The sequence below is a fragment of the Mycolicibacter senuensis genome, assembly GCF_003284925.1.
Lineage (GTDB): Bacteria > Actinomycetota > Actinomycetes > Mycobacteriales > Mycobacteriaceae > Mycobacterium > Mycobacterium algericum_A.
This window is the reverse complement of the sequence record NZ_QMEX01000002.1, coordinates 102,095-115,965: the sequence shown is the minus strand read 5'-3', so window position 1 is coordinate 115,965 and position 13,871 is coordinate 102,095. Positions and strand designations below refer to the sequence as shown.

Annotated in this window: 14 protein-coding genes; 7 read left to right on the top strand and 7 right to left on the bottom strand. The window is 65.3% G+C overall.

The features are described 5' to 3' along the window. Positions 1–2: 2 nt before the first annotated feature. The 7 genes from DQP56_RS01760 to DQP56_RS01730 are packed head-to-tail and all read right to left on the bottom strand — an operon-like array spanning position 3 to position 6,075. Entirely contained in the window at positions 3–788 is a 786-nt protein-coding gene (locus tag DQP56_RS01760; protein WP_112683270.1) for an enoyl-CoA hydratase/isomerase family protein, read from the bottom strand. After that, positions 785–2,404, bottom strand: a complete 1,620-nt coding sequence (locus tag DQP56_RS01755; protein WP_112683269.1) for a class I adenylate-forming enzyme family protein — start codon at positions 2,402–2,404, stop codon at positions 785–787. Before DQP56_RS01755 ends, DQP56_RS01760 begins: the two co-directional genes overlap by 4 nt. A gap of 5 nt (positions 2,405–2,409) precedes the next feature. Beyond that, complete coding sequence (locus DQP56_RS01750; RefSeq protein ID WP_112683268.1) at positions 2,410–2,925, bottom strand: aromatic-ring-hydroxylating dioxygenase subunit beta; 516 nt, start codon at positions 2,923–2,925, stop codon at positions 2,410–2,412. Between the two features lie 3 nt (positions 2,926–2,928). Next, the gene (locus tag DQP56_RS01745; RefSeq protein WP_205868771.1) at positions 2,929–4,227 is read right to left on the bottom strand and encodes an aromatic ring-hydroxylating oxygenase subunit alpha; all 1,299 of its coding nucleotides are present in this window, start codon (positions 4,225–4,227) and stop codon (positions 2,929–2,931) included. Further along, a complete protein-coding gene (locus DQP56_RS01740) occupies positions 4,224–4,673 on the bottom strand; it encodes a Zn-ribbon domain-containing OB-fold protein (RefSeq protein ID WP_112683267.1) in 450 nt (149 codons plus the stop codon). Before DQP56_RS01740 ends, DQP56_RS01745 begins: the two co-directional genes overlap by 4 nt. Next, on the bottom strand, positions 4,670–5,788 hold the full coding sequence (locus DQP56_RS01735) for a thiolase family protein (protein ID WP_112683266.1): 1,119 nt from the start codon (positions 5,786–5,788) through the stop codon (positions 4,670–4,672). Before DQP56_RS01735 ends, DQP56_RS01740 begins: the two co-directional genes overlap by 4 nt. Before the next feature lie 32 nt (positions 5,789–5,820). Next, complete coding sequence (locus DQP56_RS01730; protein ID WP_112683265.1) at positions 5,821–6,075, bottom strand: hypothetical protein; 255 nt, start codon at positions 6,073–6,075, stop codon at positions 5,821–5,823. Positions 6,076–6,285: 210 nt separating this feature from the next. Between DQP56_RS01730 and DQP56_RS01725 the strand changes: the two genes are divergently transcribed. The 7 genes from DQP56_RS01725 (at position 6,286) to DQP56_RS01695 (ending at position 13,816) form a co-directional block, all read left to right on the top strand. Next, a complete protein-coding gene (locus tag DQP56_RS01725) occupies positions 6,286–7,197 on the top strand; it encodes an alpha/beta fold hydrolase (protein ID WP_112683264.1) in 912 nt (303 codons plus the stop codon). A 10-nt stretch (positions 7,198–7,207) separates the two neighbouring features. Next, positions 7,208–8,032 (top strand): 2-oxo-hept-4-ene-1,7-dioate hydratase, encoded by an 825-nt coding sequence (gene hpaH, locus DQP56_RS01720; protein ID WP_112683263.1) that lies wholly within the window; start codon positions 7,208–7,210, stop codon positions 8,030–8,032. After that, a complete protein-coding gene (locus tag DQP56_RS01715) occupies positions 8,029–8,799 on the top strand; it encodes an aldolase/citrate lyase family protein (RefSeq protein WP_112683262.1) in 771 nt (256 codons plus the stop codon). The genes hpaH and DQP56_RS01715 overlap by 4 nt, the downstream gene beginning before the upstream one ends. Before the next feature lie 161 nt (positions 8,800–8,960). Continuing rightward, on the top strand, positions 8,961–10,133 hold the full coding sequence (locus DQP56_RS01710) for an acyl-CoA dehydrogenase family protein (protein ID WP_112683261.1): 1,173 nt from the start codon (positions 8,961–8,963) through the stop codon (positions 10,131–10,133). A 19-nt stretch (positions 10,134–10,152) separates the two neighbouring features. Next, positions 10,153–11,175, top strand: coding sequence for an acyl-CoA dehydrogenase family protein (locus DQP56_RS01705; protein WP_112683260.1), 1,023 nt, complete (start codon positions 10,153–10,155; stop codon positions 11,173–11,175). Continuing rightward, positions 11,172–12,323 (top strand): acetyl-CoA acetyltransferase, encoded by a 1,152-nt coding sequence (locus DQP56_RS01700; RefSeq protein ID WP_112683259.1) that lies wholly within the window; start codon positions 11,172–11,174, stop codon positions 12,321–12,323. Before DQP56_RS01705 ends, DQP56_RS01700 begins: the two co-directional genes overlap by 4 nt. Continuing rightward, complete coding sequence (locus DQP56_RS01695) at positions 12,323–13,816, top strand: class I adenylate-forming enzyme family protein (RefSeq protein ID WP_112683258.1); 1,494 nt, start codon at positions 12,323–12,325, stop codon at positions 13,814–13,816. Before DQP56_RS01700 ends, DQP56_RS01695 begins: the two co-directional genes overlap by 1 nt. Positions 13,817–13,871 lie beyond the last annotated feature (55 nt).

Here is a 13,871-nt window from a genome sequence, read left to right as displayed (position 1 = left end):
CCTCACCGCGTCCGCGCGGCTTTCTTATTGGTACGTGAGTCAGTACGTCCGTCGCCGGCATTGCCGAGATGCGTATAGGACATGCCGTGCCGCGCTGCGATCGCCGGCGGCAGGTCGCGAGCCTCCCACATCGCGCGCACGGTGCCCTGGATACCCGCGGGTCGCCGGGAGGCGATCTCACAGGCGAATTCCATTGCTCGGGACCGCAACCTGTCATCGGGCACGATCTCGGTGACCAGTCCGATCCGTAACGCGGTCTGGGCGGTCAACCGCTCCTCACTGCCGAGCAGCGCCCACCGCATCACCTCGCCGTAGGGCACCCCGAGGGCCAGCATGCCCATCGGCTCCAGCGCCGAGACGATCCCGGCATTGGCGTGCGGGTCGAAGAAGGTGGCGGATTCACCGCAGATGGCGAATTCGCATTCGTTGACGAAATACATTGCGCCGCCGGCAACGATGCCGTGCAGCGCCGCGATCACCGGCTTCCACACCCGGTGCGCCTTCGGGCCCAGGAAGGCTCCGGGATCCTCCTGGTTGAAGATCGGCTCCTGTGTCCACCAGGTGCCCTCCGACACGTCGATCCCGGTGCAGAACGCGCGGTCACCGTTGGCGCGCAGCACCGCGACACGAATGTCGTCGTCGTCGCGAACCGTTGCCCACACCGCGGTGAGTTCGTCCGCCATCCGCTTGTTGAAACTGTTCAGTTTTTCCGGCCGGTTCAGCGTCACCGTGGCGACGTGTTCGCGTACCTCGAATTCGATGGTGGTCGGGCTGCTCAGGTCGATCATGGGCGCTCCTTGCTTGGCCCGGATGCCGCCGGCAGACTCTCAGCCATTTCGTCAACCTGAACCACCTGGTTTGCGATCTCACGTTTGAGGATCTTGCCCGCCGGCCCCAACGGGAATTCGGTGCGGTATTCGAACCGACGCGGTTGCTTGTATCCAGCCAACTCCGCCCTGCAGAGCACGGTCAATTCGGAAGTGAGCCCGTCCAGATCGGTGACATGGGGCTTGGGGATCACCACGGCGATGGGCGTCTCACCCCACTCCGGGTCCGGCACCCCGACAACCGCAACCAGGTCAACGCCGAGGTTTTGCGCGATGACCCGTTCGATCTCGGCGGGGTAGACGTTGAATCCGCCGGAGATGATCATGTCTGTCTTGCGGCCGGTGATGTGCAGGTAGTTCTCGGCGTCGAGGTAACCGAGATCGCCAGTGCGCAATCCGTCGGGGCGGAACGTCTCGGCGGTCTGCTCAGGCCGGTTCCAGTACCCGATCGCGTTGGCCGGGCTGACGATGACGATTTCGCCGACCTCGCCGATCCGCGCGTCGTTGCCGTCGGCTCCCTCTTCGGTGGAGATGACGCGGATCGAGCACATCGGAGTCTCCTGGCCACAGGAGGTGGTGATCGACGTCTTGCCGTCAACGATGTCGCGATGGTCCTGGGGCGTCAATATGGTGGCCTGCCCTCCGCATTCGGTCAGCCCGTAGCGTTGCTGCAGATCGCAGCCGAGCAGATCCATTGCCTTGCGCGCCAGGCCAGGCGGTACCGGTGCTGAGCCGTAGGAGATCCGGCGCAGACTTGACATGTCGCGACGCGGGCCGTTTTCGAGAATAGCCAGCGTGCGGTGCAGCATGGTCGGGATGAAGGTGGTGAAAGTTATTTTGCTTCGCTCGATCTCGTCGATCACGGCCTGGGGATCGAACCGTTGGTGGATCACCATGGTCTGGCCGAGGTAGAGCCACGACACGGTGCGCACCATGCCGCCCGCGGTGAAAAACGGGGTTGTCGCCAGCATGACGTCGGAGCGGTTGGCCTCCGTTACCAGGTTAGTGTCCGCGGCCTGGTAGAGCAGCCCGCGGTGAGTGTGCATCACGCCCTTGGCCCGGCCGGTGGTCCCGCTGGTGTACAGGATGACCGCGGTGTCGTCGGGGGAGATGCACTTCGGCGGCACACTCGGCCTGGCATGTGCTAAAGCGGTGTCGTAGTCGGTGATTAGCTCGTGGTCGCCGATCGTTTTCTGAGTGCCAATGCCGAGTAGCACCGCCAACTCCGCCAATTCGCCGACGAACTTCACGACGTGGTCGGCGTGGATGATCGCCGCACGTGCCCCGGAGTCATCACGGACGTGGGCGACCTCGTCAGGTGCGAGTCGGATGTTGACCGGGACGGCCACGAGTCCGGCCTCGGCCAGTCCGAACGAGATCTCTGGCCACTCAATGCAGTTGCGGGCGATCACCATCACCCGGTCGCCGCGGTTCAGGCCCCTGTCGGTCATGAAGTTGGCCAGACGTCGGGCGCGTGCGTCCACCTGCGACCAGGTGTGCGTCCGATCGGCATCGACGAGCGCCCGCTTGTCTGGGTACCGGCGGGCGTTATTGGTCGCAATGTCTCCGATAAGCATGGCGGTCAGACCAGGAAGGACAGTGTGTCGAGCGGCCCGCCTGCGTCGATCAGATGCACGATCTTGCGGACCAGGCTCAGCCCGCTATCGGACCGGCGTATCGTGTGGATCACGCGGCCGGCCCAGAACCGTTGATGCAAACGGTATTCGAAGATGGCGAAGTTGGACTCGACCGTGACGGTGTCGATGCTCTGGTCGATGACCTCGCTGTTGGATACCAAGCGGCGCATTACCGACGGTGGCGTTTGGGAATGCCGATTTCCGGTGTTCAGTTGGGCTATCCGGCTTTTGATCCGGCGCCGATTGTCATTGATGTAAGCCAGCTTCATACGTGGGTCATCGTCCGGGTGCATGGGCACCCGGTACTGCACGGTGTCATCGTCATCGGCCCACAGCGCTTCCCACTCCGAGTAGCGGCCCTCGTCGGCGAGACGAGCCTCGAGGTAGAGAAAGGCCATGATGTCGGGCTCAGGCAGCGCCCGCAGCAGCGGATGGGACTCCGACTGGGCTTCCACACTCATCCGTTACGCCTTCCCGCCGACGACCGCAGCCCACTGCGAGTAGAAGCCCCGCTGGGGTGTCTCGGCACTCTTGTCCCGGTTGATGGTTCCGGTTTCATCCGTTATGTCGCTCTCCATGCCTCGCGATAGCACCAGCCAGTCTGAAAGCTTCGCGGCGAGCCCGGCCTGGTTGCGCATGCCGATCTCGCCATCGTCGGCGATCAGAAACCCCGCTGGCCCCATCGCGCCTTCGGAACGCCGCATCGTGCGATCGTTCAGATCGTCCTGGCCGGGTATCAGCACCGGGGTGGTGTAGGCGATGGTGCGGTCGGTCGCCTGTGGCTCAACGAACATCACGTTCATCTCCGCCAGGAACAGGTTGGGCCATATCAGGGTGTGCGGAGGACCGACCACCAGCGCGTCGTGTGCCTGATCCGGTCCGTATGCCTGCTCCAGGGCCTCGACATACCCGGCGAGCTTGGCGCGGGGAATGCGTCCGTACCAGACGAATTCCTCGTCCAATTTGCGGTATTCCTCGCTGTAGTCGATCTCGGAGTGCCCGTTGCCGATATCGCGGACGAGCACGTCGACTTTGGTCGGAACGTGCGATACCTTGGCCGGCTTGACCGCTTCATAGACCGATGCGTGGGTGAACAGGGCGTGGTATCCGTCAACGTTGTTCTCGACCACCATCTTCCAGTTGGCGTGGTGGAGATGCTTCATCCAGTTCGCCCGCAGATCGATCTTGCGGGTCGGCGAGAGGTTAAGCAGCCGGTCGATGGCGTTAGTCGCCTTACCGAGGTGTTGGCTCAGCGAGACGCCGTCGGCCGTCAGCGATGCGAATATGAATCCGCCGTAACTGTCGACGCGGGGTGCGGGGACGAGGCCGAGCTCGGACCGTACCTGGTTGAAGTCGGCACCATAGCCCTCGCGCATCGGAACACCCTGCAGCGCACCGTTGTTGCCAAATGTCCAGCCGTGGTACGGGCAACGAAACGAGTTGGCGTTACCTTTCTCGGCATTGCACAACTTGTTGGCACGGTGGGTACAGCGGTTCATCAGCACCCGCACGATGCCGTCCTTGCTGCGTACCACCACGACCGGGTTATGGCCGATCATCCGGGTCAGGTAATCGCCGCGCTCGCTGACTTCGCTCTCGTGCGCAACGTAGACCCAGCCCGTCGTGAAGATGGTGTCCATTTCGCGGCGGAAGATCTCGGGCGAGGTGTACACCGACCCGTGCACACGGGCGGTCTGCACCACCGTGGTGACATCGAAATCGTCAGGCGTATCGACCGTAGTCGGGTTTTCCGTAATCGTCACTCGGGGTCCTCCAGAATCTCGATGGCGGGAAGTGCAACGTCGGCGAGGCGGCGGAACCCGACGCGAACGCGCGCGCCAATGCCGGGTGCTGAACCGGGCGCGGTCAGGGCCATCACGATCCGGTGCCCACTGTCCAGTTCGACGTCGACGATCGGGTAAGGCTCTGTGGCACGCACCAGTCCTCGCTCGCGGCGGTGCATCAGGGTCGCGGCGTGCACCACGCCGTACGGTTCGACTGCACTCCACTGACGCTCCGTGCCGCCGCACCCGTCGCAGACCTGCTGCTCGAGCTCGAGCGCCAAGGCGCAGGAGGTGCAGAACGGCAGCGCCAGCTCACCGCGTGCGGCCGCATCGTAGAGCGGGCGAATCGCATCCAGGTTGACCGCGGGAGCCAGCGCCGGTTCCAACAGCCAGTCCTGTCCGGTGACATCGGGGACGGCCGTCATGCCGCTCGCTCCAGCACCAGTGCGGCGTGATGGTCCATCCGACCGCCGATCCCGCCAACCAGGGCGATGGTCGCGTCGGGAACCTGACGGTCACCGCCGGTTCCGCGTAATTGGATCACGGCCTCGGCAAGGGGCGTCATGCCTTGCAGGTAGAAGCCGGACAGCTGACCACCACCGGTGTTGGTCGGCAGCGTCCCGCCCGGGCCGGTCTGACCGTCTCGGACGAAGGCTCCTACGGGCACGTCCCCGGTAAGCCGGTACTCATCGAGCAACGCCAGGGTGACGATGGAGAACGGGTCGTAGAGCTCGGCGATGTCGAGGTCGGCCCGCGTGACGCCGGCTTCCTGCAGTGCATCGTCCACGGCGCGACAGCCGCCACCGAACCACGACTCCGCTCCGGCGCGGCGGCGGCGCACCGGATGATTGCGACCAGTGCCGCGGATCGCGAGCCGCGTGGAGCCGACCGATTCTTGACCGGTGAGCACGACGGCGACCGCGCCGTTGACCGGTCGCGCGCAATCCAGCCGGCGCAACGGCTCGGCGATCATCGGGCTGGCGGCGTAGCCCTCGTCATCGAGTGGTTCGCGGTTGACGGCGTCGGGATTTCCCGTCGCCCAGCGCCGCGCCGTGGTCGCCACTGCACAGAGCGCGTCGGCGTTGGTTCCGGTGACGTGCAGCCAGCGCTGGGCCAGCAGCGCGTAGGTCGGCACCGAACCCAACAGGCCGGAAGCGCGCTCCAGCCCGCGCAGCCCGGTATTGCCACCACTGTGCGCGTACGTCGAACCCGCCCCTTTGCCTTCGACCAGCGGCGCGTCCGCGAAGACGCAGACCACCGTCGATGCTTCGCTGGCCACGATGGCGTGCCGGGCACGCTGGATCATCGCGATCGTTGTCGCGCCTTTGATCTCGACGTGCTCGAGCAAGCGCAAGTCTGCAAAGCCGCCCTGTGCGGCGAAGCCGACGCCCAACCGATCCGGGCGCACCCCCTGGGATGAACCCACCAGCAGACCGTCGACCTCTGCGTGCTCGATGCCTGCGTCGGTGAGCGCAGCGGCGGTGGCCTGGCAGGCCAGCTCAAGCGGTGTCGCGCCGGGCTGCAGCGACATGGCCGTCATCCCGAGCCCGACGACTGCGACATGTGGCGGGGTCACGCCCGCTCACCGCCTCTGGGCTGACGGTCGGCCCGGTAATCGCCCACTCGCAGCCAGTCTTCCCGGTCCTCAGGGGTGGCCAGCGTGAAACTCGATAATTCCAGCGGGCACAAGAAGACTTGGCCACCGTTTTCGAGGTCCTCGATCAGCAGTCGGGGACCGTTGCCGCTGACGTCCAGCGACAACCGTACGGCCGCGAACTCGTTGACCAAGTCCGCGAGCACCCGGCGTCCGGCTGTGGAGCTGCTCACCCTCCCAGTATTACCGCATATAACTGTCAGAATCAATAATTCCTCCGCGATGGAGAGCTGTTGGCGTTGAGCGATGCGGTGGAGCCGTTGCGTTATCTACATGCGAACATGCAGACTGGATGAATCGGGCAACGACCGACGGTGGACGATGTCGATAGGCGACAGAAGTGTCAGAAGGATGGGTCGATGGGGCGCGGGAGAGAGGTCAAGATGAGCAAAACGGCAGCGTCGCAGGCGCCGGCGATCGACACGGAGGACTACCGCAGCATCTGGATGTATCTCAAGGAGATCGCGTTCCAGCAGGGCTTCGTCGATATCGAAGTCAACGGCGCTCGGGTGCGCACCCGGTACGCCGAGGCGGGATCGCCCGATAAACCGGCCGCGATACTCCTGCACGGAACCGGTGGACATTGGGAGACGTTCGCGCCCAATCTGGCCGCACTGTCCGAGCACTTCCACTGCGTGGCCATCGACATGATCGGGAACGGCTTCTCCGACAAGCCCGACTTCGATTACGAGATCCCCGTTTACGTCGAGCATGTGCTCGGGGTGATGGACCACTTCGGCATGGCGCAGGCGAACTTCGTCGTGATGTCACTCGGTGCTTGGGTCGCCGCGACAATCGCGGTGTCCCACCCCGACCGGGTGTCGAAGGTCATCCTGATGTCGCCGGCGGGTAAGGAGGCGGCCGCCGCGAACATGGCGCGGATTCGGGCCGAACGCACCAAGGCCGTCAACGAACCCACCTGGGAGTCGTTGCACGCGGTGTTTGCGCACTTGATCGCCGACGAGGCGAACCGGCTGCCCGACCTCATCGGGCTACGACAGGCGATCTACCAGCGTGACGACACCAGGGAAACCATCGATCATCTACTGATCTTGCAAGATGCCGCGGCCCGCGATCGCAACCTGATTCCCGAATCGGACTGGACGACGATCGCCGCGCCGGTCATGGTCGTCGCGTCGGGCCGCGATCACGGTGTCTATCAGGAGACCGCCACCTCGGTTGCCAAACTGATCCCGCGCGCGGAGGTCTTGGAGATGCCGAATGTGCGGCACTGGCCGCATTTCGAGGATCCCGAATTGTTCAATCCAGCCGCCGTAGCGTTCCTCACCAAGTGAGACTGTGCCGATGAGCCGGCCGAGCCCCGACGAGATAGACGACATCGCGCGACGCCTGTACGCGGCCGAGCGGACCCGCACGCCGATCCGGCAGCTGTCCCTCGACTATCCGGAGATGACCATCGACGACGCCTACGCGGTGCAGCGGGCGTTGGTGGACCTCAAGGTCACCGACGGACGGGTGCTCAAGGGGCGCAAGATCGGTCTGACTTCCAAGGTGATGCAACGCGCGGTGTCCATCGACGAGCCGGACTACGGTGCACTGTTCGACGACATGTTCGTCGAAGACGGCGGGCGGGTACCGGCAGGCCGCTTCATTCGCCCCCGTGTCGAAGTGGAGTTGGCCTTTGTGCTCGGCGAGAGCTTGCGCGGACCGGACGTGACGCTGTTCGACGTGCTGCGGGCCACCGAGTTCGTCACCCCCGCATTGGAGATCCTCGACGCCCGGGTGCAGATGTCCGACCCTGATACGGGTCATCTGCGCACCATCGTCGACACCATCGCCGATAACGCAGCCGACGCGGGGTTGGTGCTCGGCGGACGGGTATTCCGGCCGCTCGACGTCGACCTGCGCTGGGTGGCGGCCCTGCTGTCACGCAACGGAACCATCGAGGAGTCCGGAGTGGCAGCCGCGGTGCTCAACCACCCCGGCAACGGCGTGGCGTGGTTGGCGAACCGGCTTGCTCCGCACGGGGTTTCGCTCCAACGTGGTGAGGTGATTCTGTCCGGCTCGTTCACCAAACCGGTGTTCGCCGAACCGGGGGACACCTTCGTCGCCGACTATGGCCCGCTCGGCACTGTCTCGGTGGCATTCGACCGCGAGGCCGCGGCATGACCACCCGATGGGCGCAGCGTATCGCCGGCGAGCGTCCTCGCTTCGGTATGTGGATCGCCTCGGGTAGCGGCTACGTCGCCGAGATCTGCGCCGGATCGGGCATCGACTGGGTGCTGTTGGACCAGGAGCACGCGCCCAACGACACCCGCAGCATCCTGGAGCAACTGCAGGTGCTGTCGGGCTACCCCGACGTCGACGTGGTGGTGCGTCCGCCGGCGGCGGACCCCGTGGTGATCAAGCAACTCCTCGACATCGGGGCGCACAACATCATCGTCCCGATGATCGACAGCCCCGAAGAGGCGGTCGCGGCGGTGGCCGCCACCCGCTATCCGCCCACGGGTATCCGCGGGGTCGGCAGCGCATTGGCCCGTGCGTCCCGATGGAACCGCATATCGGACTACCTCGCCACCGCGGACGCGTCGGTGTCGCTGACGGTTCAGGTGGAGACGGTGGCGGGTCTGGATCGGCTGGGGGAAATCACCGACGCCGACGGAGTGGACGCGGTGTTCATCGGCCCGGCCGACCTAGCCGCTTCGATGGGCAAACTGGGCCAGCCCGAACATCCGGATGTGGTGAGCGCCATCGAGAATGCGCTGGCGACGATCGTCGCGCACGGCAAGAGTGCCGGCGTGAACGCGTTCAACGAGACGATCGCGCGGCGGTACGTTGCCGCAGGGGCGAGTTTCGTCCTTGTCGGCGCCGATGTGGCCCTGCTGGCCCGAGGTGCTGAGCAGTTGGCCTACCGATACCGGAACTCGTTCCAATAACAACGATTCTGACGGTAATGTCACCGTTGCGAGTCACGCTCGATTCGACCCCGTTTCATCCGGTTAAGCGGTCAGAATCGGCGCCCTATAGTTGAATCCCGGGCGCGCGGTACTCGGGTGGACTTTATTTCTGACTATCATGTCACCTATACTCGACGGCTATGGACCTGGACTTCACTCCTGACCAGATCGACTTTCGTGATCAGGTCCGAACGTGGCTGGACGAGAACAAGCCAACCGAACCGCGGCCGCGGGATGATGCCGGTATCCGCGAGTACGACCTGGCCTGGCAACGCACCCAGTGGGAGGGCGGCTGGGCCGGCATCGCCTGGCCGACCGAGTACGGCGGCAGGGGACTGACCCTGTTGCAGCAGTTGATCTGGTACGAGGAGTACGCCGCCCGCGGCTTTCCGGGCATCGATGCATGCTTCGTCGGTCTCTCCCATGCCGGACCCACCCTGATCACCCGCGCCACCGATGAACAGAAGTCGTTTCATCTGCCGAAAATCCTGCGTGGTGACGTGATCTGGTGCCAAGGCTTCTCCGAGCCGGACGCCGGGTCGGACCTGGCGGCGCTGCGTGCCAAGGCGGTCATCGATGGTGACGAACTCGTCGTCTCGGGGCAGAAGGTGTGGACGAGTTTCGCCACGCTCGCCGATTACCAGGAGTTGCTGGTGCGCACCGACAACACCGGCAGCAAACATGCCGGGATCACCTGGGTCATCTGCGACATGGCAACAGCCGGGATCGATATCCGCCCGATCGAGACCATCGAGGGCGGCTCCGAGTTCTGCGAGGTGTTCTACGACAACGTCCGTATCCCGCTGACGAATGTGGTCGGCGACATCGGCAGCGGTTGGTCGGTCGCGATGGCGACGCTGTCGTTCGAGCGGGGTACCGCCTTCACCGCCCACCAGGTGCGGCTGGCCAAGATCATCGAAGACCTGATCGACTATGCCCGGGATCACGTCGGACCGGACGGACGCCGCCCGGCCATCGCCGACGACGAGATCGCCCGGCGGTTGGCCCGAGCTCGGGCATCGGTCGCGTCGCTGCGGGCACTGACCTACACCAACATCTGTGAGGCAATGCAGACCGAAACCCCGGGCCCGCGGGGCTCGATCGTGAAACTGATGTACGCCGAGTTGGCCAAGGAGATCGGCAAACTGGCCATGGACATCCTCGGCCCCGGGGCGATCCGGGGCTCGTCGCGATGGGATCCCGACGGTTGGGTGGGCTACTACTACTACGCGTTCTCGCAGTCCGTTGGTGGTGGCACATCAGAAATCCAACGCAACATCATCGGCGAACGCGTGTTGGGACTACCTCGATGAACAGAGCCGGGAGTACTTCGTGAATCTGCTGCCTGACGCCGAACAACTTGAAATCATCGCGGCCGCAAGTGACTTTCTCAACGAGCGGATGCCGGTGGAACGCATCCGATCCAGCCGTGACGCAGAATCTTCGGTCCCGCAGAGTGTTTGGCTTGAAGGTGCGGAGCTCGGACTGCTGACGCTGGCAATGCCGGAAGAACTCGGCGGGTCGGGCCGCAACATCGATGACGAGGTGTTGCTGCACGTGGAACTGGGCAGGCGGCTCGCTCCGGGGCCATTCCTGGCCGGCACGCTCGCGACGCGAGTCGCGGCCCGATGCGGTGACCTAGAACTGGCGCAGCAGATCGGCGCCGGCAAAGCCATGGTCGCGCTGGCGGTACTGCGCGGCAACGGCGAGGTCCGTCCCGTCAAGGGCACATTCGATTTGTTGGAGCCCGCCGGGGCAAGCTATGGGCTGGTGCTTGCGCGCAGCGGTGCCGCGCTGGTTGACATCGCCGAGTTCGGTGAGCCCGCCGCCGTAGCATCCGCCGATCCCGGCACTCGGATAGCGTCGGCGACGGTGCAGTCCGCGCAGCCGCTGCATTGGTTGGCGTCCGACGACGACTGGGTCTGGGGCCGCGCCATGGTGCTGTCGGCGGCGTTCCTCACGGGTCTGGCCACCGCGGCCACCGCCCTGGCCACTGACCATGCCAAGACGAGGGTGCAGTTCGGCAAGCCGATCGGCGTCCACCAGGCCGTCAAACACAGCTGCGTCAACATGGAACTGGCCGCCGAGGCCGCCCACGCGCAAACCTTGTTCGCGGCGATAGCACTGGACAGCGGCCGCTCCGATGCCTTGCTTCAAGTGCTGTCGGCGGTCGCGGTGGCGGGGTCGGCGGCGGTGGACAATGCTGCCGCCGGCATCCAGGTCTTCGGCGGGATGGGATACACCTTCGAAAGCGACATGCATCTGTATCTCAAACGCGCGCACGTGTTCCGCCATCTGTTCGCGGAGCCCGCCGACGTGTTGGCTGAACTGCTGGCCCAGGAACGTGCGCAGTGAGCGGGCCGGTCGCGGTCGCCGGCGTCGCACTCTCGGACGTCGGACGTGTCGACGACAAGGGGCCGTACGAGCTGATCGCCCATGCCAGTCGGCGGGCACTGGCGGACGCTGGCCTGTCACCCGGCGACGTCGACGGCCTGGCGTCGACCGGGCAGGGCACGTTGCCGCCGGTCGATGTCGGCGAGTACCTGGGGCTACGGCCACGGTGGGTGGACTCGACAGCCGTGGGCGGCGCAGCCTGGGAGGTGATGGCCTCGCACGCCGTCGACGCCATCACCGCCGGCCACGCCGACGTCGTCCTGCTCACCTACGGTTCCACCGCTCGGTCGGATCTTCGGAAAGGACTGCGCGGGGCGAACATCAACTGGGGTGCGAGGGGGCCGCTGCAGTGGGAGGCGCCCTACGGGCACACCTTGATCTCCAAATACGCCATGGCGGCCCGGCGGCACATGCATCAGTACGGCACCACCATCGAGCAACTCGCCGAAGTCGCCGTCTCGGCCCGGTTCAACGCCGCCGACAACCCCGAGGCGTACTACCGCGACCCCATCACCGTCGACGATGTGCTGGCCGGTCCGATGATCGCTGACCCATTCACCAAGCTGCACTGCTGCATCCGCAGCGACGGCGGTGCCGCCGTCGTGCTGGTGAACGCCGATCGCGCCAGAGACCTGCGATCGTCCCCCGTGTGGGTACTCGGCACCGCCGAAACCACCTCGCACATGCTGACGTCGCAGTGGGACGACATGACCGTCGGCCCGGCAGCTGTCAGCGGACCGCTGGCGTTCGCGCGGGCCGGAGTGAAGCCCGGCGACGTCGATGTCGCGGAACTCTACGATGCGTTCACCTACATGCTGCTACTGACTTTGGAAGATCTCGGCTTCTGCCCGAAAGGGGAGGGCGGCCGCTTCGTCGAGAGCGGAGCGTTGCGTCTCGGCGGGGCACTGCCCACCAACACCGACGGCGGCGGCCTGTCGGCCTGCCACCCCGGCCAGCGCGGCCTCTTCCTACTGGTCGAGGCGGTCCGTCAGTTACGCGGCGAATGCGGACCGCGTCAGGTCCCCGATGCGAAGATTGCCTGTGTCAGCGGAACCGGCGGGTGGTTCTGTTCCAGCGGCACGATGATTCTCGGCAGCGAGGAACCGTAGTGGCGCATCCGCCGCTGCAGAAAGCGTTTCGCGACACCCGAGCGTTGTTGGAGGCCGCTGCCGCGACCTATGGCGACCGGGAAGCCTATGTCGAACCGGGTGGACGGATGACCTTCGCCGAATGGGTCGGCCGGGCACGTGGCGTCGCTGTTCAATTCGCCGAGCTGGGTGTTGGCAAAGGCGATGTGGTGGTGCTGTGGCTGCCATCGGGAATCGACTACGCCACGTGTTATGCCGCGGCGGCGATGATCGGTGCCATCACGACGGGGCTGAATCCTCGGCTGGGTTTCCGCGAGATCGACGCGATTATCGCCCGAGCTGATCCTTCGTTGATAGTGGCTGATCCGGCGCTCGGCGATCTTCCGGCCGGCGAATGCCCGGTCCTGCTGCGGGATTCGCTGAGCTGGGCTTCCCCAGCCGCCGATGCAGTGCCAGAAATGAGGCTAGATCAAGATGATCCGGTCGCCATTCTTTTCACCAGTGGCACGACCGGGACGCCGAAGGGGGCCGTGTTCGATGCGGCCGCAATGCAGGCCGGCGCGTTAGCTGCCGGCGTGATGAGCGCGCCCTACGACCGGCGGCTCACGTCCACGCCGTTCGCCCACGCGGGCTACATGTTCAAACTGTGGGACCAGTTGTTGTGGGGCACCACGCTGGTGATTCCACCGGTGCCGTGGTCGGCAACGGGAATGTTCGACATCCTCCGTACCGAGCGGGTCACGGTGGCCGGAGCGGTCCCGACCCAGTGGGCAAAACTGCTCGAGGTTGACGGTGTTTGCCCGGAGGCATTGGCACACTTACGAGTTGGAGTTGTGGCGACCGCGCCGGTCTCGCCTGAGTTGGTGCGCCGGGTCGCTGAGCGGATTGGGGTTCCGCTGGTCGTGCGGTACGCGATGACCGAATGCCCGACGATCTGCGGCACGGAACCCGACGATTCCCCCGAAGTTCAGTCCACAACGGTCGGGCGCCCGGCGCCGGGCATGGCGGTGCGCGTGGCTGGCGACGGTGTCATCGAGGTAGGTGGGCCATGCCTGATGCGCGGCTACTGGCGTAACCCTGACCTGACCGCGTCGGTGCTGCGGGATGGGTGGTTGCGGACCGGAGACATGGGGGTGCTCGGGGAGGACGGCAACCTGTCGATCGTCGGCCGCAGTGGCGACATGTACATCCGCGGCGGCTACAACGTGCATCCGGTGGAGGTCGAAAAGGTGCTCAGCGCTCACCCTCGTGTGAAGGACGCCGCGGTAGTGGGCCGCGCTGCGTCGGTGATCGGGGAGATCGGTGTGGCGTTTGTGGTGCCGGTCGATGCCGCCGATCCTCCGTCGTTACAGGAGTTGCGGGAGCATGTTGGCAGGGAACTGGCGGACTACAAGGCGCCGGACGAGATGATCGTGGTCGAAGGGCTACCGCTGACGCCCATGCTCAAGCCAGATCGCGCTGCGCTGCGGGCACTGGCCGGACCGCATGGTGCCGACCGTCATTCTCAAGACTGATGACACCTGACGGTACATAGAACGGACTGCCTCCTGTAAGGAATCTCGACACGAC